Origin of the sequence: Pseudomonas sp. JAI111, from assembly GCF_024809425.1 — a bacterium.
Lineage (GTDB): Bacteria > Pseudomonadota > Gammaproteobacteria > Pseudomonadales > Pseudomonadaceae > Aquipseudomonas.
This window is the reverse complement of sequence record NZ_JANUCB010000003.1, coordinates 137,252-158,313: the sequence shown is the minus strand read 5'-3', so window position 1 is coordinate 158,313 and position 21,062 is coordinate 137,252. Positions and strand designations below refer to the sequence as shown.

The 21,062-nt window shown below is 59.5% G+C and carries 19 protein-coding genes; 11 read left to right on the top strand and 8 right to left on the bottom strand.

The window, feature by feature from the left end; translation table 11 throughout:
• Nucleotides 1-232: 232 nt before the first annotated feature.
• The 5 genes from HNR03_RS11635 to HNR03_RS11615 all read right to left on the bottom strand — a co-directional run bounded on the left by HNR03_RS11635 (nucleotide 233) and on the right by HNR03_RS11615 (nucleotide 5,036).
• Nucleotides 233-1,396, bottom strand: a complete 1,164-nt coding sequence (locus tag HNR03_RS11635) for a gamma-butyrobetaine dioxygenase (RefSeq protein ID WP_259153654.1) — start codon at nucleotides 1,394-1,396, stop codon at nucleotides 233-235.
• 14 nt (nucleotides 1,397-1,410) lie between these two features.
• Nucleotides 1,411-1,887, bottom strand: coding sequence for a thioesterase family protein (locus HNR03_RS11630; RefSeq protein WP_259153653.1), 477 nt, complete (start codon nucleotides 1,885-1,887; stop codon nucleotides 1,411-1,413).
• Between the two features lie 135 nt (nucleotides 1,888-2,022).
• Nucleotides 2,023-2,988, bottom strand: coding sequence for an L-carnitine dehydrogenase (locus HNR03_RS11625; RefSeq protein WP_222588774.1), 966 nt, complete (start codon nucleotides 2,986-2,988; stop codon nucleotides 2,023-2,025).
• A gap of 142 nt (nucleotides 2,989-3,130) precedes the next feature.
• Nucleotides 3,131-4,018 (bottom strand): 3-keto-5-aminohexanoate cleavage protein, encoded by an 888-nt coding sequence (locus HNR03_RS11620; RefSeq protein WP_017341199.1) that lies wholly within the window; start codon nucleotides 4,016-4,018, stop codon nucleotides 3,131-3,133.
• A 73-nt stretch (nucleotides 4,019-4,091) separates the two neighbouring features.
• Nucleotides 4,092-5,036 (bottom strand): choline ABC transporter substrate-binding protein, encoded by a 945-nt coding sequence (locus HNR03_RS11615; RefSeq protein WP_090178843.1) that lies wholly within the window; start codon nucleotides 5,034-5,036, stop codon nucleotides 4,092-4,094.
• 209 nt (nucleotides 5,037-5,245) lie between these two features.
• Here HNR03_RS11615 and HNR03_RS11610 point away from each other — a divergent pair, with 209 nt between their 5' ends.
• Entirely contained in the window at nucleotides 5,246-6,205 is a 960-nt protein-coding gene (locus HNR03_RS11610) for a GlxA family transcriptional regulator (RefSeq protein WP_222588773.1), read from the top strand.
• 125 nt (nucleotides 6,206-6,330) lie between these two features.
• Here the strand turns inward: HNR03_RS11610 and HNR03_RS11605 are convergent, their stop codons facing one another.
• Nucleotides 6,331-6,747, bottom strand: coding sequence for a DUF3010 family protein (locus tag HNR03_RS11605; protein ID WP_222588772.1), 417 nt, complete (start codon nucleotides 6,745-6,747; stop codon nucleotides 6,331-6,333).
• 218 nt (nucleotides 6,748-6,965) lie between these two features.
• Here HNR03_RS11605 and HNR03_RS11600 point away from each other — a divergent pair, with 218 nt between their 5' ends.
• Complete coding sequence (locus HNR03_RS11600; RefSeq protein WP_259153643.1) at nucleotides 6,966-7,262, top strand: helix-turn-helix transcriptional regulator; 297 nt, start codon at nucleotides 6,966-6,968, stop codon at nucleotides 7,260-7,262.
• Nucleotides 7,259-8,497: a type II toxin-antitoxin system HipA family toxin gene (locus HNR03_RS11595; RefSeq protein WP_259153642.1), complete on the top strand. Its 1,239-nt coding sequence runs from the start codon at nucleotides 7,259-7,261 to the stop codon at nucleotides 8,495-8,497. The genes HNR03_RS11600 and HNR03_RS11595 overlap by 4 nt, the downstream gene beginning before the upstream one ends.
• 4 nt (nucleotides 8,498-8,501) lie before the next feature.
• On the opposite strand, the gene HNR03_RS11590 is transcribed toward HNR03_RS11595, so the two are convergent.
• On the bottom strand, nucleotides 8,502-8,903 hold the full coding sequence (locus HNR03_RS11590; RefSeq protein ID WP_222588769.1) for a lysozyme inhibitor LprI family protein: 402 nt from the start codon (nucleotides 8,901-8,903) through the stop codon (nucleotides 8,502-8,504).
• 235 nt (nucleotides 8,904-9,138) lie between these two features.
• On the opposite strand from HNR03_RS11590, the gene HNR03_RS11585 reads away from it, so the two are divergent.
• The 8 genes from HNR03_RS11585 to HNR03_RS11550 all read left to right on the top strand — a co-directional run bounded on the left by HNR03_RS11585 (nucleotide 9,139) and on the right by HNR03_RS11550 (nucleotide 18,776).
• Complete coding sequence (locus HNR03_RS11585) at nucleotides 9,139-10,116, top strand: dipeptidase (protein ID WP_008033250.1); 978 nt, start codon at nucleotides 9,139-9,141, stop codon at nucleotides 10,114-10,116.
• Between the two features lie 82 nt (nucleotides 10,117-10,198).
• The gene (locus HNR03_RS11580; RefSeq protein WP_007947752.1) at nucleotides 10,199-10,729 is read left to right on the top strand and encodes a DUF5943 domain-containing protein; all 531 of its coding nucleotides are present in this window, start codon (nucleotides 10,199-10,201) and stop codon (nucleotides 10,727-10,729) included.
• A 15-nt stretch (nucleotides 10,730-10,744) separates the two neighbouring features.
• Entirely contained in the window at nucleotides 10,745-12,805 is a 2,061-nt protein-coding gene (dgcA, locus tag HNR03_RS11575) for a dimethylglycine demethylation protein DgcA (RefSeq protein WP_090178865.1), read from the top strand.
• A 147-nt stretch (nucleotides 12,806-12,952) separates the two neighbouring features.
• Entirely contained in the window at nucleotides 12,953-14,902 is a 1,950-nt protein-coding gene (dgcB, locus tag HNR03_RS11570) for a dimethylglycine demethylation protein DgcB (protein ID WP_259153639.1), read from the top strand.
• Entirely contained in the window at nucleotides 14,902-16,122 is a 1,221-nt protein-coding gene (locus HNR03_RS11565; RefSeq protein ID WP_259153638.1) for an electron transfer flavoprotein subunit alpha/FixB family protein, read from the top strand. The genes dgcB and HNR03_RS11565 overlap by 1 nt, the downstream gene beginning before the upstream one ends.
• Before the next feature lie 15 nt (nucleotides 16,123-16,137).
• Nucleotides 16,138-16,908: an electron transfer flavoprotein subunit beta gene (locus HNR03_RS11560; RefSeq protein WP_208671112.1), complete on the top strand. Its 771-nt coding sequence runs from the start codon at nucleotides 16,138-16,140 to the stop codon at nucleotides 16,906-16,908.
• A 22-nt stretch (nucleotides 16,909-16,930) separates the two neighbouring features.
• The gene (locus tag HNR03_RS11555; RefSeq protein WP_222588766.1) at nucleotides 16,931-17,497 is read left to right on the top strand and encodes a GNAT family N-acetyltransferase; all 567 of its coding nucleotides are present in this window, start codon (nucleotides 16,931-16,933) and stop codon (nucleotides 17,495-17,497) included.
• Between the two features lie 181 nt (nucleotides 17,498-17,678).
• On the top strand, nucleotides 17,679-18,776 hold the full coding sequence (locus HNR03_RS11550) for a retropepsin-like aspartic protease (RefSeq protein WP_405046055.1): 1,098 nt from the start codon (nucleotides 17,679-17,681) through the stop codon (nucleotides 18,774-18,776).
• 793 nt (nucleotides 18,777-19,569) lie between these two features.
• Here HNR03_RS11550 and gbcA read toward each other — a convergent pair.
• Entirely contained in the window at nucleotides 19,570-20,865 is a 1,296-nt protein-coding gene (gene gbcA / locus HNR03_RS11545; RefSeq protein ID WP_259153635.1) for a glycine-betaine demethylase subunit GbcA, read from the bottom strand.
• Nucleotides 20,866-21,062 lie beyond the last annotated feature (197 nt).

Genomic DNA, 21,062 nt, shown 5'->3' with positions numbered 1-21,062 from the left:
GAAGGTTTGGTCACCCTCGCGCAACGGCTCCTCAACAGTACCCTCCTCAGCTCCGATCTTGTCACGGCTTGATCGGGGTTTTTTTTGCCTGTGAATCAGGGAGATATGGTGTATGGACTAACGCCATCGCGAGCAAGCTCGCTCCCACATTGGAACTGTGTCGTGCACAAATACTGTGTCCGATGCAAATCCCTGTGGGAGCGAGCTTGCTCGCGATGAACGGTGACGCGGTCTAACGTTGCAACACCAATATCCGCGACAGCAATTCATCACGATCGATGTAGCAACCCTGGAAATGCCGGGCGCCGGTGGCGGGGTCGAAGGCGTTGCGGGCGTGCAGCGTGCGGCGGTTATCGAAGCACCACAATTCGCCGGGGTTGAGCCGCGTCATCACCCGGAAACGCGCTTCGCGGGTCATGGCAATAAAGCGCCGATAAGCGCGATAGAGCTTGGGCATGTCTTCCATCGACGCATCAAACGGCCCGCGCAAAAAGTTCGCCATGCGGATCTCCGAAACCTGCCCCAATGCATCCAGAGCGATGATCGGCGCCAGGCAGCGATAGTCGCTGTGGCGGTCCTTGTTGCGAAACTCCACGGGGATTTCACACAAGGCGTTGAACGACTCGGGATCTTCCTCGCGCAAGGCGTGGGCAATGGCGAAACCGTCGACGAAAATGCTCTCGCCGCCCTCGGCGTCATTGACCAGGCAATGCAGAAATTGCAGCCCCGGTTGCAACTCCCGGGTCGGCAAGTCGCTGTGCAATGGCAGGTTGAAAGCGGTGTAGGCGTTACTGTCGGCATCGGCCTTGGATTGCACGTTGAACAGCACGCCGAAATTGCTCTCGCGGATGAAGGAAATCCGCTGGGCGATCAGCTTCAACGAGCCGGGTTCGGTGGGTACGCCGCGCACTTGGGTCAGGCCGATGTCGCGCACCGCCAACAGCCATTGCAGCAAGGCGTCGTTGTCGTTCATCAGCGCCTGGTAGTCGAATACCGGCAGCTTCAGGTTGCTGTTCCACAGCTGGCTTTTGGGCTTGGCTGCGCGACGTTCGGCGCGGGACTCGTCGTCATAGGCGTGAGCGCGTAACCAGCCGGGATCGAAGCGGCTGAGGTGGCCGTCTTGCCACTCGATGTTGAGGCAACCTTCGGCATCGACATCAGCCTTTGAAGGCGTCAGGTCTTGCGCGACGTCGACGATTTCCAGCACCTGTTCGCGCGTTACGGTGTAGACGCACAGCGGGCACGGGCAGTTGTCGCGCAACCATTGGTGATGGAAAGGGCTGAGACGACCGTCAGCCCATTGCACGTGAATACGGTCCGCCAGGGTTTGCACGGCGGTCAACGCGCTGATCAACGGGTAAGTACGGAAGTCGGCAAAAGCGGCGGCGGTGTTCAATGGCGATCTCCTTGTTATTTTTTAGTCGGTAACGCGATCACTCGGCCAATGTAGTCGGGGGCGGGAAGGTCGGTTTGCTCGGCGACGATGGCTTGCAGCTTGCTCAGCGTTACTTCGCTGAACGGTGCTGAGCGCGGGCCGGCGAGATCAACGTGGAGCAGCATTTGCTCGTTGCCGGCCAGTTCCTTGTCATCTCCCACCAGATACAGGCTGTGATAGAGGTGCAGGCGTTTGCTGTCGTGGCCAATGATCTGGGTTCGCACTTCGACGTCGGCGTCGAGCTTCACTTCGTGCAGGTAGTTGAGGTGCAGTTCGAGGGTGAACAGCGAGTTGCCGCTGGCTTCGCGATTGTTGCTGTCCATGCCCAGCCGATCCATCAGGGCATCGGTGGCGTAGCTGAAAATCAGCAGGTAGAAGGCGTCGCGCAGGTGGCCGTTGTAGTCGACCCAGTCGGGGATGATTTTGGTTTGGTAGGTGGTGAGGGTGGGCATGATGAGTGATCCCGCATGTGTGGTGACTGGACAGCCGCTATCGCGAGCAGGCTCGCTCCCACAGTGGTTCTGTGAACGACGCAGATCCCTTGTGGGAGCGAGCCTGCTCGCGATGGGGCCGGCCCTGTTGGCTCATTACTCGCTAAACGCCATCCCGTGCTTCTCTTTGGTGGTCTTCACCGCTTCGAGCACCGCCAGCAAGCAATCATCACGATAGCGCTCCAGCGCCGAAATGCTGTGTTTGCCTAACTGATCGCTGGTGCCGTCGACCACGTCATCAATCAACTTGTCGGTCAGTTCCGGTGCGGGCAGATACGTCCATGGCAACTGCAATGCCGGACCGAACTGCGCCATGAAGTGCCGCATGCCCGCATCGCCGCCGGCCAGAGTGTAGGTCAGGAAAGTGCCCATGAACGACCAGCGCAGGCCCGCGCCAAAGCGGATCGCATCGTCGATTTCACCAGTGGTCGCGACACCGTCGTTGACCAGGTGCAGCGCCTCGCGCCAGAGCGCTTCGAGCAAACGGTCGGCAATAAAGCCGGGCACTTCCTTGCGCACATGCAGTGGACGCATGCCTAGGGATTCATACACTTTCATCGCCGCTTGAACGGCTTCCGGCGCGGTATTTTTGCCTCCGACCACTTCCACCAACGGCAGCAGGTAAACCGGGTTGAACGGGTGGCCGACCACGCAGCGTTCCGGGTGCGTCGAGCTCTCGTAAAACTCGCTCGGCAACAGGCCCGACGTGCTCGAACCGATCAGGGCATTGGGCTTGGCCGCCGCGCTGATTTTGCTGTGCAGTTCCAGTTTCAGGTCCAGACGCTCGGGGGCGCTTTCCTGAATGAAATCCGCATCGCGAACACACTCTTCGATGGTCGCGACAAAGCGCAGACGGTCCTGCGAGGCACCCGGTGCCAGGCCTTGTTTCTCCAGCGCGCCCCAAGCATTGGCGACGCGTTTACGCAGTGCGGCTTCGGCACCGGGCGCCGGGTCCCAAGCCACTACGTCGAGGCCGTGGGCGAGGGCGCGGGATACCCAGCCGCTGCCGATGACACCGCTGCCCAGGGCGGCGAAGGTTTTGATTTCGGTGATGAAGGTCATGGCGACGTCCTAAAAGAATTCGGTGATCCAATGTGGGAGCGGGCTTGCTCGCGAAAGCGGAGTGTCAGTCGACAGAGATGTCGGATGTAACGGCCTCTTCGCGAGCAAGCCCGCTCCCACAGTTGGAAAGAGTTGTCAGCAGTTAGCCGCGCTTGGTCAGGCCCATTTTTGCCCGGCCTTCAGCCGGTGTCAGAACACGGGCGCCGAGACGGCTGAGGATTTCCGAGGCGCGTTCGACCAGTTGGCCGTTGGTCGCCAGTACGCCCTTGTCCAGCCAGATGTTGTCTTCCAGCCCGACTCGCACGTTGCCACCGAGCAGCACGGCTTGCGCCGCCATCGGCATCTGCATGCGGCCAATGCCGAAGCCGGCCCACACCGCGTTGGCGGGCAGGTTGTCGACCATGGCTTTCATGGTGGTGGTGTCGGCCGGCGCGCCCCACGGGATGCCCAGGCAGAGCTGGAACAGCGGGTCGTCGAGCAGGCCTTCCTTGATCAACTGTTTGGCGAACCACAGGTGACCGGTGTCGAAAATTTCCAGCTCGGCTTTTACGCCCAGCTCTTGAATGCGTTTGGCGCCAGCACGCAGCTGGGCAGGGGTGGACACGTAGATGGTGTCGCCGTCACCGAAGTTCAGGGTGCCGCAGTCCAGGGTGCAGATTTCCGGCAGCAATTCTTCGACGTGCGCCAGACGGGTCAGCGGGCCGACCAGATCGGTGTTCGGGCCGAACTCCATCGGGTTCTCGCCAGCGCCGATTTCCAGGTCGCCGCCCATGCCGGCGGTGAGGTTGACGATGATGTCGACGTCCGCCTCGCGGATACGCTCCATCACTTCACGGTACAGCGCCACGTCACGGCTGAATTTGCCGGTTTCGGGGTTGCGTACGTGGCAGTGGACCACCGTGGCGCCGGCCTTGGCCGCTTCAACGGCGGCAGCGGCGATTTGTTTCGGAGTGACCGGCACGTGTGGGCTCTTGCTGGTCGTGTCGCCAGCACCGGTGAGTGCGCAGGTGATGATGACGTCGTGGTTCATTTGATGGTTCCTTGCAGGCGTGGTGGTCCCGTTCGCAGCCCGGTCGGGCTGCGAATCGGTGGTTCGGTTCGGTTTATTTACTGGTCAGTTGCAGGTTTTCAGCCGCCGGTTTGCCATCGAAGGTGGTCACACCTTCCAGCCAGCGTTGCTTGTCTTGCGGATGATCCTTGAGCCATTGCTTGGCCGATTCGAAGGCGTCCTTGTGATCCAGCAATGGCTGCATCATCCGGCTCTCGTCTTCGGCGGTGTACGTCAGGTTGCTCAGCAACTTGCCGATGTTCGGGCATTGCTGCGCGTAGTTCGGCGAGGTGACGGTCCAGACGGTGGCCATGCCTTCGTTCGGGCCCAGGGCATCTTCGCTGCCGGTGAGGTAAGTCATCTTCACGTTGACGTTCATCGGGTGCGGCGCCCAGCCGAAGAACACAATGGCTTCGTTGCGTTTGGTGGCGCGGGTAACCGCCGACAGCATCCCGGCTTCACTGGATTCGACGAGTTGGAATTTGCCGAGGCCAAACTGGTTCTTGGCGATCATTTCCTTGATCTGGGTGTTGGCGCCCGAACCTGGCTCGATGCCGTAGATCTTGCCGCCCAGCTCTTTCTCGAACTTGGCGATGTCGGCGAAGGTTTTCAGGCCCTTGTCGGCAAGGTAAGTCGGAACGGCGAGGGTGGCGCGGGCGTCTTTGAGGCTAGGCGCTTCAAGCACTTTGACCTGCTTGCCATCGACGAACGGGGAGATGGTCTGGGTCATCAGCGGGTTCCAGTAGCCCAGGAACAGATCCAGGCGCTGGTCGCGGATCCCGGCGAAGATGATTTGCTGGGAGGCGCTGGTTTGTTTGGTGTTGTAGCCGAGGCCGTCGAGCAGTACCTGGGTCATGGCGCTGGTGGCGATCACATCGGTCCAGTTCACGACGCCCATGCGTACGTTCTGGCATGAAGCAGGTTCGGCCGCCATGACACTGGCGCTCAGGAAAGCGGTACCGCTGAGTGCAAGAACACAGCTGCTGATCAGTCGTTTCATCTCAGGTTTCCTCGGCAGTCGTTATTGTGGGTCCCGGCATCTTCGTGCGCCGGTGATGCCAAGTTACGCAGCTACGCCCCCGTGAAAGCGCACTGCGGCGACCAGCTCTTGCACTGCAGCGACCTGTGCTCTTGATTGCCGCTTGCAAGTGGCGTATCAACGTCAACACGCTACCCGCCCTGACATTACCCGCCTATCGAGTGCGCTCCATGTCCCAGGATTTCTACTTCTTGTTGATGCCGGGTTTCTCGGCGATTGGATTTATCTCGGCCATCGAGCCGCTGCGGGTCGCCAATCGCTTTCGCGGCGAGCTGTATCGCTGGCATGTATTGAGCGCGGACGGCGGGGCGGTGCTGGCCAGCAACGGCATGTCGGTCAACGCCGACGCGGCGCTGGAACCGCTAAAGAAAGGTGCGACGCTCTTGGTGGTCGCCGGTTTCGAACCCTTGAAGTTCGCAACCCCGGCGCTGGAGCACTGGTTGCGTCGGCTGGACAACGAAGGCGTGACGCTTGGCGCCATCGACACCGGCAGTTTCATCCTCGCCGAAGCAGGGCTGCTCGACGGCCATCGCCTGACCCTGCACTGGGAAGCCATCGACGCCTTCAAGGAGTCGTATCCGCAGCTCAGCGTCACCCAGGAGCTGTTCGAGATCGATCGCCGGCGCATCACCTCGGCGGGCGGCACCGCGTCCATCGACCTGATGCTCGACCTCATCGCCCAGGCCCATGGCCCGCAACTGGCGATCCAGGTCAGCGAACAATTCGTACTCGGGCGCATCCGCCCGCGCAAAGACCACCAGCGCATGGAAGTCGCCACGCGCTATGGCATCAGCAACAAGAAGCTGGTGCATGTGATTGGCGAGATGGAACAGCACAGCGAACCGCCGCTGAGCACGCTTGAGCTGGCCGAATCGATCAAGGTAACGCGCCGGCAACTGGAGCGCCTGTTTCGGCTGCACTTGAACGACACGCCGAGCAATTTCTACCTGCGGTTGAGGCTGGAGAAGGCGCGGCAGTTGCTGCGCCAGACCGACATGAGCGTGCTGGAAGTGAGCATTGCGTGCGGGTTTGAATCGCCGTCGTATTTCACCCGCAGTTATCGGGCGAAGTTTGAGCGGTGCCCGCGGGAGGATCGCCGACGGTTGGGGGATGGGCGAGAGCTGGTTTGAGCCAAGCGCAAAACGAAATGTGGGAGCGGGCTTGCTCGCGAAAGCAGTCCGTCATCCAACATTGATGTTGGCTGGTACACCGTCTTCGCGAGCAAGCCCGCTCCCACATTTGATTTGCGTTTATCTTACTTCTTCATTAAGGCTGAGCACGCGGCCTTGTAAGCCTCATGCTGATACTTGTTCAGCGTCGCCGGCAGTTCGAAATTGTGTTTTTTTGCCTGCGCATTGATCGTCTGCGGTGACAGCAGCGTCACCTCGCAACTCTCCAGCAACTGGAAAATGCCCTCGATCTTGAACGTGGTCGGCCCACCGGCGAACTCGCCTTTCTTGCTGCGCTTCTTGATCGCAATCCGATCAATGGAATTCTCACGTACAAACGAGGCCACCTGAGCGGCAAAGACTTTGACGTTGGCGGCTTCGTCATCATCGTCGAGGGCGATTTTCTTGGTAGCCAGGGCGACGTGGCTCAGTGCCTGACCGTCGAGGGAGGCCACGGCGATGATCGCTTCGCTGCCTTTGATTTCGATGCCGCAGATTTTCATTTATGTGTTTCCCGGTAGGTAGACGCGGAGCTTATAGCTCAAATGACAAATGTAGCGTGTACGCAAAATATTCGAAGGGTAATTATCGTAGCTATTTAATGGGTAAAATAATGTCTATTAATAGCTTTTTATCTTCATAAAAGATTAAATGTTGTCCGTTAAATACTCTCTACCTGTCTCGCTGCTACACTTGCTCACATCCTTCTTGAGGTCAACTCGTGGCCCTTACCCATATCCTTTACTCCCCTGGCGAAATCGCTTTACAGATCGCCGGAAATGCCAAACGGCTGAGGCTTAGTAAAAACCTTTCGCGGCGCACGCTGGCGCAAAAGTCAGGTGTCCCCGAGTCGAATATCAAGCGCTTTGAAACCACCGGCAAAATCTCTTTGGATGGCCTGTTACTGATCGCTATCTGCCTCGGAGCAGAAGAACCCCTGACAAATTTGTTCGCATCGGCTCAATCGCTGACGCTTCAGGAACTGAAAAACTACGAAAGGGCTCGTGGCCGACAATGAAATCCGTCAACGCAATCAGCGTCATGCTCCAAGGATCACGCGTCGGCGAGATGGTCGCGATTCCTCGTCAGGGCGTGTTTTTTTCTTATGACCCAGGCTGGCTGGCGAAAGGGTTCAACCTCGCGCCGTTTCATATGGATTTTTCGATCAAGCCCCAGGGCGCAGCTGATCCGCTGCTGTTCGACGGTCTGCACGGCGCGTTCAGCGATTCGTTGCCCGATTGTTGGGGACTGCTGCTAATGGATCGATTCTTGCGCAGTCAATTGGGTGTCGAGCGCCACGCAATCGGTCCGCTGGATCGTCTGGCCTACATGGGCAATCGCAGCATGGGCGCGCTGGAATACGTGCCGATGTCCGAAACCGTTGAGGCAGACGAAGACCTCGACTTGGCTGCCCTCTACGAGGCTTCACAAACGATACTTTCAGGCAGCACGGACGAGGTCATCAAATCTCTGCGACTGGCAGGCGGTTCCCCCGGTGGTGCACGTCCTAAAGCGGTAATTGGTCTTTCCCCGGACAAACAGCGTGCCGTTTCGTCATTTGGCAAAATGCCCGAGGGTTTTGAGCATTGGTTAATCAAGTTTCGCTGTGAAGAGGAACATCGAGACAGCGGCGCCATTGAGCAGGTTTATGCTCTGATGGCCCGTCGAGCAGGGATCGAAATTTCCGAGTCGAAACTGTTTCAGGTAGAAACCACAAAGGGTGCAGAGCAATTCTTCGCCACGAAACGCTTCGATCGGAAGGACGGTGCCAAGCGCCACATGCTTACCGCCGCAGCGATTCTATACGCCGACTTCCGGACACCAAGCCTCGATTACAGTGATTTACTGCGAGCGACCTGGGCAATGACCAAGGACGCGGCAGAGGTCGAGAAAATGGCCCGATTGATGGTGTTCAACGCTCTCGCTCACAACCACGACGATCACGCGAAGAACTTCTCGTTTTTTGGCGATAAGGATGGCTGGAAAATGGCGCCGGCCTACGACCTGACCTTTTCCAACACCGCTGGGCGCGGCAACGAACACACCACAGCATTCGCGGGAAGAGGCAAACCCTCACGCAAGGCGCTCATCGAAGTGTGCAAACCGTTCAGTTTCCTTGCGCCCGAGCGCTACATGGAACAAACGCTGGATGCTTTTTCCGGGTGGAATGCCTGTTGCGTCGATCTGGGCATCGATAAAACGACGAACCAAACACTGCTGACCTCGCTTGAGTCTGTGTGGCAGGCGCTCTAATGCATCACTCCTGCCCAATCGACTCCAAAAACTCCGACCGCTCATCGCTCATCCGCGCCACGCAATCATTTTGCGCGATGGTAAATGCCTTGCTACCGCTGGTCGCCGGGAACGCTTCAACTGCGCAGTCTGCGTCCCGGGTCTTGATCCATTGCTGTTGTGCGGTCTTGAGCTTGGCGGTGATGTCGGCCAGTTGCGCCGGGTTCTTGCTGTATGTCGTTTGCATGCGTTCGTTCAGGCTTTTGTAGTTGTCTTTCAGCAGATCTTCCGCGGTGGTTCTGCTGTAGGCCGAGCATTCCAGGGTCTGGACGTCGTTTTCGACCGCATCGCACGGGTTAATGTCGGACTCTTCAGCCGCCTGTACGCCGGTCGCTATCAGTGCCAAAGCCAGGAAGATTGATTTCATTGCGCCGCCGCCCCTTTTTCCAATGCATATTCAGTGATGCGGCGAATTCTGGCCCATGCGCAGGCCCTTGAACAGGTGCGTGATCATGCCCGGCGACGACCCTTTGTCGCGGATTGACGCTTTCGGCAAACCCCCTGTCGTTTTTGCACCCGGCTGCCCCGTCCCTCAGGCATATGCTGGCCCCAAAGCGCCGGCACACGATTCGGCGCATGAATCGCTAATAGGGGACAGCCTGATGAGCCCAGCCGAATTGCACGCCGACAGCATCGTTATCGACGGGCTGATTATTGCCAAGTGGAACCGCGAGCTGTTTGAAGACATGCGCAAGGGCGGTCTGACTGCTGCCAACTGCACCGTGTCGGTGTGGGAGGGCTTCCAGGCCACCGTCAACAACATCGCCGCCAGCCAGAAGCTGATCCGCGAGAACAGCGACCTGGTGATTCCGGTGCGTACCACCGCCGATATCCGCAAGGCCAAGGAGCAAGGCAAGACCGGCATCCTGTTCGGGTTCCAGAATGCTCACGCCTTTGAAGACCAGATCGGCTATGTCGAGGTGTTCAAGCAGCTGGGCGTCGGTATCGTGCAGATGTGCTACAACACCCAGAACCTGGTCGGCACCGGCTGCTACGAGCGCGATGGCGGCCTGTCGGGCTTCGGTCGTGAGATCGTTGCCGAGATGAACCGCGTTGGCGTCATGTGCGACCTGTCCCACGTCGGTTCGAAAACCTCCGAAGAAGTCATCCTCGAATCCAAGAAGCCGGTCTGCTACTCCCATTGCCTGCCGTCGGGTCTGAAAATCCACCCGCGCAACAAATCCGATGAAGAACTGAAGTTCATCGCCGACCACGGCGGTTTCGTCGGTGTGACCATGTTTGCGCCATTCCTGGCCAAAGGCATCGATTCGACCATCGACGACTACGCCGAGGCCATCGAATACACCATGAACATCGTCGGCGAAGACGCCATCGGCATCGGCACCGACTTCACCCAGGGCCATGGCCAGGACTTCTTCGAATACCTGACCCATGACAAGGGCTACGCCCGCCGTCTGACCAGTTTCGGCAAGATCATCAACCCGCTGGGCATCCGCACCGTCGGCGAGTTCCCGAACCTGACCGAAACCCTGCTCAAGCGCGGCCATTCCGAGCGCGTGGTCCGCAAGATCATGGGCGAGAACTGGGTCAACGTCTTGAAAGATGTCTGGGGCGAATAAGCCACCGCCCCCCCCTCTGAATCCTTTCCCCCGGCCGTCCGCGCCGGGGGCAACACCAAAATTTTTCTGGAGTTAAGTTTCCATGGCCAAGATCGCCCCGCAATTGCCAATCGAAGTCGACAGCGAAACTGGTGTCTGGACCTCCGACGCCCTGCCCATGCTGTACGTGCCGCGTCACTTCTTCGTCAATAACCACATGGGCATCGAGGAAGTGCTGGGCGCCGAAGCCTACGCTGAAATCCTCTACAAGGCCGGCTACAAGTCCGCCTGGCACTGGTGTGAAAAAGAAGCTGAATGCCACGGCCTGGAAGGCGTCGCGGTGTTCGAGCACTACATGAAGCGCCTGTCGCAACGCGGTTGGGGCCTGTTCAAAATTCAGGACATCGACCTCGACAAAGGCACCGCCAGCGTCAAGCTCGAACACTCGGCATTTGTCTACGTGTACGGCAAGGTCGGACGCAAGGTCGACTACATGTTCACTGGCTGGTTTGCCGGTGCCATGGACCAGATCCTGCAGGCCCGCGGCAGCAAGATCCGCACCGTTGCCGAACAGGTTTACGGTGGCTCCGAAGAAGGCCACGACGACGGCCTGTTCACCGTCAAGCCGTTGTAAGTCGAGGAACCCGCCATGGCTTTCGAAGCAATGTTCCAGCCGATCCAGATCGGCAAACTGACCATCCGCAACCGCGTGCTCAGCACCGCGCACGCCGAGGTTTATGCCACCGACGGCGGCATGACCACCGACCGGTACGTCAAGTATTACGAAGAGAAAGCCAAGGGCGGGATCGGCCTGGCGATTTGCGGCGGTTCTTCCAGTGTGGCCATCGACAGCCCGCAAGGCTGGTGGAAGTCGGTCAACCTGGCCGACGACCGGATCATCCCGCACTTCCAAAACCTGGCCGATGCCATGCACAAGCATGGCGCCAAGATCATGATCCAGATTACCCACATGGGCCGACGCTCGCGTTGGGATGGCGAGCATTGGCCAACCCTGCTGTCACCATCGGGTATCCGTGAACCGGTGCACCGTGCGACCTGCAAAACCATCGAGCCGGAAGAAATCTGGCGGGTGATCGGCAACTACGCCAGCGCTGCGGCGCGGGCCAAGGCCGGTGGCCTGGACGGCGTCGAACTGTCTGCTGTGCACCAGCACATGATCGACCAGTTCTGGAGCCCGCGAGTCAACAAGCGTACCGACGAGTGGGGTGGCAGCTTCGAGAACCGCATGCGTTTTGGCCTGGAAGTCCTGAAGGCTGTTCGCAAGGAAGTCGGTCCGGATTTCTGTGTCGGCATCCGTCTGTGTGGTGACGAGTTCCACCCGGACGGCTTGTCCCACGAAGACATGAAGCAGATCGCCAAGTATTACGACGACACCGGCATGATCGACTTCATCGGCGTGGTGGGTTCGGGTTGCGACACCCACAACACCCTGGCCAACGTTATTCCGAACATGAGTTATCCGCCGGAGCCGTTCCTGCACTTGGCGGCCGGTATCAAGGAAGTGGTGAAGGCTCCGGTGCTGCACGCGCAGAACATCAAAGACCCGAACCAGGCGACCCGTATTCTGGAAGGCGGCTACGTGGACATGGTCGGCATGACCCGTGCTCACATTGCCGACCCGCACTTGATCGCCAAGATCAAGATGGGTCAGGTCGACCAGATCAAGCAGTGTGTCGGCGCCAACTATTGCATCGACCGTCAATACCAAGGCCTGGACGTGCTGTGCATCCAGAACGCCGCGACCTCCCGTGAATACATGGGCGTGCCGCACATCATCGAGAAGTCGACCGGTGTAAAGCGCAAGGTTGTGGTGGTCGGTGCCGGTCCTGCCGGGATGGAAGCAGCGCGCGTCTCCGCTGAACGTGGCCACGACGTGACCCTGTTCGAGAAGAAAGAATTCATCGGCGGGCAGATCACCACTGCCTCGAAAGCCCCGCAACGGGACCAGATCGCCGGCATCACTCGCTGGTTCCAGCTGGAACTGGCGCGTTTGAAAGTCGACCTGCGCCTGGGCGTGGCCGCCGATGCGGCGACCATTCTCGACCTGCGTCCTGACGTGGTGGTGCTCGCCGTTGGCGGTCATCCATTCCTGGAGCAGAACGAGCATTGGGGCGCGGCCGAAGGCCTGGTGGTCAGCAGCTGGGACATCCTCGATGGCAAGGTTGCACCGGGCAAGAACGTGCTGGTCTACGACACCATTTGCGAGTTCACCGGGATGTCGACTGCCGACTTCCTCGCCGACAAGGGCAGCCAGGTCGAGATCGTCACTGACGACATCAAGCCGGGCGTAGCGATTGGCGGCACCTCGTTCCCGACTTACTACCGCAGCATGTACCCCAAAGAAGTGATCATGACCGGGGACATGATGCTGGAGAAGGTCTACCGCGAAGGCGACAAGCTGGTAGCGGTGCTGGAAAACGAATACACCGGCGCCAAAGAGGAGCGGGTGGTGGACCAGGTTGTCGTCGAAAACGGCGTGCGTCCGGACGAAGAAATCTACTACGCGCTGAAGGAAGGCTCGCGCAACAAAGGCCAGATGGACATCGAAGCCCTGTTCGCGATCAAGCCACAACCTTCGCTGAGCCAGGCGGGCGACGGCTACTTGCTGTTCCGCATCGGCGACTGCGTGGCGCAGCGCAACACCCACGCCGCCATTTATGACGCGCTGCGGTTGTGCAAGGATTTCTAAGCCACGAACTGATCGTTCCCACGCTCTGCGTGGGAATGCCTCAATGGACGCTCTGCGTCCGCTCTTGGGACGCAGAGCGTCCCGGGCTGCATTCCCACGCAGAGCGTGGGAACGATCATTGACCCTGCGGTCTTTGGGAGCTCCACCATGTTGAACACCCTTCTTCCAATCCTGTTGTTCGCTGCCCTGGGCCTTGCGGTTCTGGGCGCGTTGCGGCGGGTGGCTATGTGGCGCCGAGGCCGGGCTTCGAAAGTCGACCTGATTGGCGGCCTGTTCGCCATGCCCAAGCGCTACATGGTCGACTTGCACCACGTCGTCGCGCGGGACAAATACATCGCCAACACCCACGTCGCCACGGCCGGTGGCGCGGTGGCATCCATCGTGCTGGCGATTCTGGTTCACGGCTTCGGCCTGCATAACCGCATCCTCGGTTATGCCCTGTTGCTGATGACGGCCGTGATGTTCGTCGGTGCGATCTTCGTTTACCTGCGTCGACGCAACCCGCCGGCCCGTCTGTCCAAAGGCCCGTGGATGCGCCTGCCGAAAAGCCTGCTGGCGTTCTCGGCGAGCTTCTTCCTGTTGACCCTGCCGGTCGCTGGCATCCTCCCGGAAAACTTTGGCGGTTGGGTCTTGGCTGCGATTCTCGGTGTGGGCGTGCTGTGGGGCGTTTCGGAACTGTTCTTCGGCATGACCTGGGGCGGGCCGATGAAGCACGCCTTCGCCGGCGCCCTTCACCTGGCTTGGCACCGTCGCGCCGAACGCTTTGGCGGCGGCCGTTCCACCGGTTTGAAACCGCTGGACCTCAACGATCCGAACGCGCCGCTGGGCGTGGAAAAACCCAAGGATTTCACCTGGAACCAATTGCTCGGCTTCGACGCTTGCGTGCAGTGCGGTAAATGCGAGGCCGCGTGCCCGGCGTTCGCTGCTGGCCAGCCGCTGAACCCGAAAAAACTGATTCAGGACATGGTCGTCGGCCTCGCTGGCGGCACCGACGCCAAGTTCGCTGGCAGTCCGTATCCTGGCAAAGCGATTGGCGAGCACGCCGGCAATCCGCATCAACCGATAGTCAACGGCCTGGTGGACGCTGAAACCCTGTGGTCCTGCACCACTTGCCGCGCCTGCGTCGAGGAATGCCCGATGATGATCGAGCACGTCGACGCCATCGTCGACATGCGCCGTCACCTGACCCTGGAAAAAGGCGCGACGCCGAACAAGGGCGCCGAAGTCCTGGAAAACCTGATCGCCACCGACAACCCGGGCGGCTTCGCTCCGGGCGGGCGGATGAACTGGGCGGCGGACCTGAACCTCAATCTGATGAGCGAGAAGAAGTCGGTCGACGTGCTGTTCTGGGTTGGCGACGGTGCGTTCGACATGCGCAACCAGCGCACCCTGCGTGCCTTCGTCAAAGTGCTGAAAGCGGCCAAGGTCGACTTCGCGGTGCTCGGTCTTGAAGAACGCGACAGCGGTGACGTAGCCCGACGTCTGGGCGACGAAGCGACCTTCCAGCTGTTGGCCAAGCGCAACATCCAGACCCTGGCCAAGTACAACTTCAACCGTATCGTCACCTGCGACCCGCACAGCTTTCACGTGCTGAAAAACGAGTACGGCGCCTTCGATGGCAACTATCTCGTGCAGCATCACAGCACCTACATGGCCGAAATCATTGGCGCTGGCGCCCTGAACCTCGGCCAGCACAAAGGCAGCAGCGTCACCTATCACGACCCGTGCTACCTCGGCCGCTACAACGGTGAATACGAGGCACCGCGTGAAGTGCTGCGCGCCCTAGGGATTGAAGTCAAAGAGATGCAACGCTCCGGTTTCCGTTCGCGCTGCTGCGGCGGTGGCGGCGGTGCGCCGATCACCGACATCCCGGGCAAGCAACGGATCCCCGACATGCGCATGGAAGACATCCGCGAGACGGGCGCTGAGCTGGTGGCCGTGGGTTGCCCACAGTGCACCGCAATGCTTGAAGGCGTGGTCGAACCGCGACCGCTGATCAAGGACATTGCTGAACTGGTCGCCGATGCGCTGCTCGAAGACGCAGCGCCGGGAAAGCCTTCGGCACCGGCCAAACGTGAACCTGCGGAGGTGCATTGATGAGCGACATTATCCGCCGCGATCCTCGCGCTGAATGGATCGCCCGCAACCGTCTGCACCCGCTCCACGCGGCCATGCAACCGGCGCAACACAGCTGGATGGGCCCTAACGGAGTCATCCGTAAAAATCTGCATGGCATCGGGTTTATCGGCCCCAACGGCATCAAGCGCATCGACCGCAGTGGCGCACAACAGGGCGGGGCGACTAAGCGCTCGGCCGCGGTTGAAGTGCAATTGCCGCTGCATCAAGTGGCTGCACCCGCGTTCTACATCAGCGTGGTGCCGGACATGGTCGGCGGCCGCTTGAGCAGCCACGATCGCGACTTGCTCGGCCTGGCGCATCAACTGGCCGGCAAGGATGGCGCGGTGTTGGCCGTGGTTTTCGGTGAACACAAAGAAAATGCCTTTGCCACGGCTGGCGTCGATCGCTTGCTGGTACTGGAAGGCGACGAATTCAGCGGTTATGCACCAGAACAACGGGTCCAGGGTCTGCGGGCTGTGGATAACCAGTTCAGTCCGCGTCACTGGTTGCTGCCGGACAGTCGCAGCGGTGGTGGTGAACTGGGTCGACGCTTCGCCGCGGCACTGGGCGAACGCCCGGCCACGCGGGTCTGGCAGGTCAAGGATCAGGAATGCATCGGCCGCGCCGGCGCTGGTTTGCAGGACCTTGCGCGCCCGGTGGCACGCTTGATTCTGGCGGCTGCCGAGTGCGCCGAACCGGTCAGTGAAACTCGTCATGAAGCGTTGCCGGTGGAGTTATCCACAGCCGTCGCACGCAGCCTGTCGCGCATCGAAGATTTGGGCGCGGTGGCGGTGGATCCGGCGGCGATTCCGATGGCCGAAGCCGAGTTCATCTTCTCCGGCGGCAACGGGGTCAAGGACTGGGGACTTTTCCACAGGACTGCCCAAGCCTTGGGCGCCACCGAAGGCGCCTCCCGAGTGGCGGTGGACGATGGCTTCATGGCGCGAGACCGTCAGGTCGGCGCGTCGGGCACCTGGGTAACCGCGCGGGTCTACGTGGCGGTGGGAATTTCCGGAGCGATCCAGCACCTGCAAGGCATCGGAGCCTGCGACAAGGTGGTGGCGATCAACCTCGACCCTGGCTGCGACATGATCAAACGGGCCGACCTGTCGGTGATCGGCGAAAGTGCCGAGATTCTTCAAGCCTTGATCGCGGCGGTAGAGGCTTACCGCAACGAAGCCAAGCGCGATGCGGCTTAAGGAAAGGAAAGGGTTATGAGCACGAAAATCATCAGCCTGGTGTCCATCGGTGCCCACCCGACCTCCGGCCGGCCACGCCGCGCCGAGCAGGACGCCCGCGCCGTGGAACTGGGTCTGCAACTGGCTGGGGATAACCTGCAAGTGTTGCATGCCGGCGACGTCGCCGAGCCTGCATTGCGCGCTTATCTGGGCATGGGCCTGGAGCAGCTGCATGTGCTTGAACAACCTGCTGGCGCCGATGCATTGCCGGCCTTGACCGCGTATTTACGCGACGCCGGGGCGCAGGTGGTGCTGACCGGCAGTCAGGCGGAAACCGGTGAAGGCTCGGGCATGCTGCCGTTCCTGCTCGCGGAAAGCCTCGGCTGGCCGTTGGTGGTGGGGTTGGCGCAAGTGGAATCCATCGACGGCAGTTCGGCCCTGGTGCTGCAAGCCTTGCCCCGTGGTCAGCGCCGTCGCTTGAAAGTGCGCCTGCCGTTTCTGGCCACTGTGGATAACGCCGCGCCGAAGCCTCGGCAGAGCGCCTATGGGCCGGCCCGGCGTGGTGTGTTGCAGGCGGACGAAGTGGAAGTCATCGACGATGAACTGCTCGCGGTCGCAACGCTGCAACCGGCCAAGCCACGGCCAAAGCGCTTGAAGGTGATCAAGGCCAAGAGCGGCGCGGACCGGATGAAAGCGGCAACGGCCAAGGCCAGTGGCGGCGGCGGGCAAGTGCTCAAAGGGTTGAGTGCCGAGGCGGGGGCCGAGGCGATTCTCAAGTTGCTGATCGAAGAAGGCGTGGTTCGCTAGCGGTCTTGTTGGGGGCAGGAAAATGGCAGTTGAGTTTCGTTCGGCGCGGCGCAGCGATGCGCGAGAGATTGCGCGTTTGTTCCAGATTTCATCAGAAGGCGCTGCGGATTACATCTGGAGCCAGATAGCAGAGCCGGGCCAGGATCTGCTTGACGTCGGTGCTCTGCGTTATGCCCGTGACGACGTGGACTTTTCTTATCAGAACTGCCTGATTGCCGAAGCCAACGGGCAGGTCATCGGCATGATGCACAGCTACATCATGCGTCACGATCCGATGGCGGCTCCCGTGACCGATCCGGTCCTGGCGCCCTACGCCACGATGGAGATTCCCGACACCCTCTACATTTCCAGCCTGGCGCTGCATGAAGAGTGGCGCAATCAGGGCCTGGGCAAGCAGTTTCTGGCTTACGCTTACGACCGTGCCAATCAGTTGGGGCTCAATGGCTTGAGCCTGATCGACTACGCCGCAAACACCGGCGCCCGACGCTTTTACGAGCGGCATGGCTTTCGTGTCGTTGATACCTGCCAGATCACGCCGCATCCGATGATTCGGGTCACGGGTGAGGCCTATCTGATGTATCGGCCGTAGTGAGCTACATTTCACTATGAGCTGCCCGGGTTCGCAGCAGCGCTAATTCATAAAACTCGTTTTCAAGAATGGGTTGACGATGGCAGCGGTCGGTCGGCGTCAGACAGGTCGGATCGGCGGCATCTCCCTAACGTCGTCTCTGCTGCTGTTTGCGTTTTGCCTGTGCGCAGCGCCGTGTGCGATGGCGCAGGCCGGCAAGGCATCGGTAGATTTCTACACCTGGCTGGCGTCTGAGCAGGGAAAAAAAGCTTCGCTGGCGCAAATGAGGCAGCAATGCGACGACGTGTCGGATGCTGGAAAAAACCTCGATTGCTCAGTGTCGGTTTTCGCCCGCATGTTCGAGGCGAAAGCGGCAAACCAGATTCCCGACTACTACTTGGCGATCAAGCGACGTCACGCCCAGACCATCGCTAAAGATCCCGAGCTCAACGCCCTGTTTTCCATGTTTGGTAACGAGTCCATCGCGGCGCTGCGCTCGGTCGGTGATTTTTCGGTGACCAGGTCCAGGCATCGCGAAGAGCTGGCGATTCATCCTTATCCCCGTGACGGTGATGTGACCGATGAGGTGTTTCCCTACATTGATGTCAGCGCGGCCAATGGCGCCTCGTCACGCTTCATTGTGGACACGGGAGCGCCGCAAACCCGCGTCAATATCGACACCGCCAAGCGGATGGGGATCACCTTGTTGGGCGACTCCCATTATGGCTACAGCACCTTTTACGGAGAGCACGGACTGTCTGCCAAGCTCGGGATTTTCAAGTCCCTGAAGATCGGCGGAAGCGAGTTCAGGAATGTGCTGGTGTTCGTCAGCGACCGGGACAACTTATTAGGGCTCGATTTGATCGGTAAGCTGGGGCGCCTGAAAGTCACGAAAAAGACCTTGGTGCTCAATGCCGAGCCGCCAGAACGCTGTGACTCGCACATTACGTATGAGCGTATGGATATCAACCAGTGGCTGACCATCGCGGCACGCCTGGACCGCAAGGCCACATTGGCAATTATTGACACTGGCAATGTTGATTACCTGACGTCGGCCGCTCCGGGCAACAAGCCCATCAGCGTCGTCAATAACCCGCTCTATCAAACCTACAGGGGCGAATTGAGCCTGTCAGGGCACACCCGGCTGATCACTTACAAATTCTACCCGGACTTCACGATTCCGCCGTCCATGCTGCGCGGCAAGTACGTACCGTCGATTTTGTTCGGGTGGCGCGCATTCGATGACTATGAGTTGAATCTGGATCTCGACGCGGGTCGGTCATGTTTCAACAGGATCTGATCGCGCTTACCCACAATCCCTGTTAGCGCTTCTGTGGATAACATGTTTGCCCCTTGCTGCACCCCAGGTAAATAGGGGCGTGCAAGCCTTCGTACAAAAAATAACCAGGCTAACTTACGGTTTTTACTGGTTTTTTCCTGAGGATAAGTTTGCTCGCGCAAGCATAGTTGCCCCCAATCTCTGTTGGCGCTTCTGTGGATAAGATGTTCGCTAACCGCTACAGGCCTTATAAAACGGTCTTATCAGGGTTCTGATTAAAAAACGATCAAATCATCGGTTTGCACCGTTAAATACAACGCAAACCCCGATTAATCGCGGCTTTCAGTGGTTTTCCACAGATGCTCTGGAGTTGCCCCCAAAGTCTGTTGGCGCTTCTGTGGATAAGGTGTTTGCCATCCTCTACAGGCCACGTAGTCCGTGCCTTTCAAGGCTTAGATCAAAAAACAACCAATCGCTGGTCAAAACCCGGGTTCTGGATAAGTCACGGATTTTCTTCGGTTTCTGTGGAGAAAGTTTGCACTAAAACCACACTTGTCCCCATTTGCTGTGGGTGGAGGTGTGGATAACTTGTTTGCGGAAGGCTGGGAGCCACGTGCGGTATAGGCCTGAACGGAATAGGTCATATTTCGTACAGTTCTAAATCAGGAAAGGGGGTGTTGCAGGAGAGAAGGTGTGACAGGGAAGCCGCCATCGCGAGCAGGCTCGCTCCCACATGGGACTGATGGTGTTCACATATGTTAGTGAATGACATCAAAACTGTGGGAGCGGGCTTGCCCGCGATGCTGTTGAGGTTTTAGCCTTGAACCGGAACGCCTTTGAGGTACGGCGCAGGCTCAGCGCCGAGGTTGTTCAGCAGGCGCTCGCTGTACCAGTCCACAAAGTTCACCACGCCAAATTCATAGGTCTTGGAGTAAGGCCCTGGCTGGTAAGCGGTGGAGTTGATGCCGCGCTGGTTCTCTTCGGCCAGGCGACGGTCCTCGTTGTTGGTTTCATCCCAAACCTTACGCATGCGTTCTACATCGTAATCCACGCCTTCGACCGCGTCCTTGTGCACGATCCACTTGGTGGTGACCATGGTTTCCTGCGCACTGATCGGCCACACGGTAAAGACGATGACGTGGTCGCCCATGCAATGGTTCCACGAGTGCGGCAGGTGCAGGATGCGCATAGAGCCCAGGTCAGGGTTCTGGATCCGGCCCATCAGTTTGTTGCAGGCTTGCTTGCCGTCCAGGGTCATCGACACGGTGCCCTTTAGCAGCGGCATGCGCACGATGCGGTTACGCAGGCCGAAGCTGGCGTGAGCGTATGGAATCTTCTCGGCTTCCCAGGCAGCGGCAGAGGCCGCGACGTGGTCTTTGAACGCCTGGTCGGCGCGTGGGTCGGTAACGTCGTCCCATTCAAGCAGGGTTTTCAGCAGTGCCGGGTGCGACGCGTTGCAGTGGTAGCACTCGCGGTTGTTTTCCAGCACCAGTTTCCAGTTGGCTTTTTCGAACAAGGTGGTCTGGATGGCCACCTTGGTGTTTTCCATGTCGTACGGTTCCATGTAATGGCTCAGCGTCGACAGGAAGTCATCAATGGCGGGTGGGTTCTCCGACAGGCTGATGAAGATGTAGCCACCGGCAGTCTTGACGTTGACCGGTTTGAGGCCGTACTGCTTCATGTCGAAGTCGTCGCCCATTTCGGTGCCGGCGAACAGCAGGCGACCGTCCAGTTCGTAGGTCCACTGGTGGTAGTGGCAAACCAGTTTGGCGACCTTGCCTTTTTCAGTGGTGCACAGCCGCGAACCGCGATGGCGGCAGACGTTGTGGAATGCGTGCACCACGCCGTCGGCGCCACGAATCACGATGATCGGGTTCTTGCCGACTTCCAGGGTCAGGAAGTTGCCCTTGGTCGGGATCTCGCAGGTCATGCCAGCGATCAACCACTCTTTCTGGAAGATTTCCTGCATGTCGATATCAAACAGCCGCTCGTCAGAGTAGAACGGTTGCGGCAGGGAAAAAGTACGCTCGCGCTCTTGTAGCATCTGCGCGGTGGCCTTGCGTGCGGGTTCCAGTGGATCGCCCAGGCTCAGGGTAGTGGTGACGTCCATCGTGTATTTCCTCAAGGCCATCTGCGTGGCCGCGAAAGTGGCTGATCAGGGTTGCTACGCAAGGTGTAAAGGTTGTGTCTTGGTATGGGGCGAGTGTGGGGCCGGCGCTGGGCAGAACCTTATCCATGGGCGACATGGCCCAATCTGTTCCCGACGCGCAACCCCCGGTAGTTGCAGGCTGGTCGCGATAAGTATGT

Excerpts from the sequence above, each read along its gene's own strand:
- HNR03_RS11615 (WP_090178843.1), bottom strand. The coding sequence starts at position 5,036 with ATGAAACGACTGATCAGCAGCTGTGTTCTTGCACTCAGCGGTACCGCT.
- HNR03_RS11605 (WP_222588772.1), bottom strand. The coding sequence starts at position 6,747 with ATGAAAATCTGCGGCATCGAAATCAAAGGCAGCGAAGCGATCATCGCC.
- dgcA (WP_090178865.1), top strand. The coding sequence starts at position 10,745 with ATGGCTTTCGAAGCAATGTTCCAGCCGATCCAGATCGGCAAACTGACC.
- HNR03_RS11595 (WP_259153642.1), top strand. The coding sequence starts at position 7,259 with ATGAAATCCGTCAACGCAATCAGCGTCATGCTCCAAGGATCACGCGTC.
- HNR03_RS11580 (WP_007947752.1), top strand. The coding sequence starts at position 10,199 with ATGGCCAAGATCGCCCCGCAATTGCCAATCGAAGTCGACAGCGAAACT.
- HNR03_RS11630 (WP_259153653.1), bottom strand. The coding sequence starts at position 1,887 with ATGCCCACCCTCACCACCTACCAAACCAAAATCATCCCCGACTGGGTC.
- gbcA (WP_259153635.1), bottom strand. The coding sequence starts at position 20,865 with ATGGACGTCACCACTACCCTGAGCCTGGGCGATCCACTGGAACCCGCA.
- HNR03_RS11565 (WP_259153638.1), top strand. The coding sequence starts at position 14,902 with ATGAGCGACATTATCCGCCGCGATCCTCGCGCTGAATGGATCGCCCGC.
- HNR03_RS11560 (WP_208671112.1), top strand. The coding sequence starts at position 16,138 with ATGAGCACGAAAATCATCAGCCTGGTGTCCATCGGTGCCCACCCGACC.
- HNR03_RS11625 (WP_222588774.1), bottom strand. The coding sequence starts at position 2,988 with ATGACCTTCATCACCGAAATCAAAACCTTCGCCGCCCTGGGCAGCGGT.
- HNR03_RS11555 (WP_222588766.1), top strand. The coding sequence starts at position 16,931 with ATGGCAGTTGAGTTTCGTTCGGCGCGGCGCAGCGATGCGCGAGAGATT.
- HNR03_RS11610 (WP_222588773.1), top strand. The coding sequence starts at position 5,246 with ATGTCCCAGGATTTCTACTTCTTGTTGATGCCGGGTTTCTCGGCGATT.
- HNR03_RS11620 (WP_017341199.1), bottom strand. The coding sequence starts at position 4,018 with ATGAACCACGACGTCATCATCACCTGCGCACTCACCGGTGCTGGCGAC.
- HNR03_RS11550 (WP_405046055.1), top strand. The coding sequence starts at position 17,679 with ATGGCGCAGGCCGGCAAGGCATCGGTAGATTTCTACACCTGGCTGGCG.
- HNR03_RS11585 (WP_008033250.1), top strand. The coding sequence starts at position 9,139 with ATGAGCCCAGCCGAATTGCACGCCGACAGCATCGTTATCGACGGGCTG.
- dgcB (WP_259153639.1), top strand. The coding sequence starts at position 12,953 with ATGTTGAACACCCTTCTTCCAATCCTGTTGTTCGCTGCCCTGGGCCTT.
- HNR03_RS11590 (WP_222588769.1), bottom strand. The coding sequence starts at position 8,903 with ATGAAATCAATCTTCCTGGCTTTGGCACTGATAGCGACCGGCGTACAG.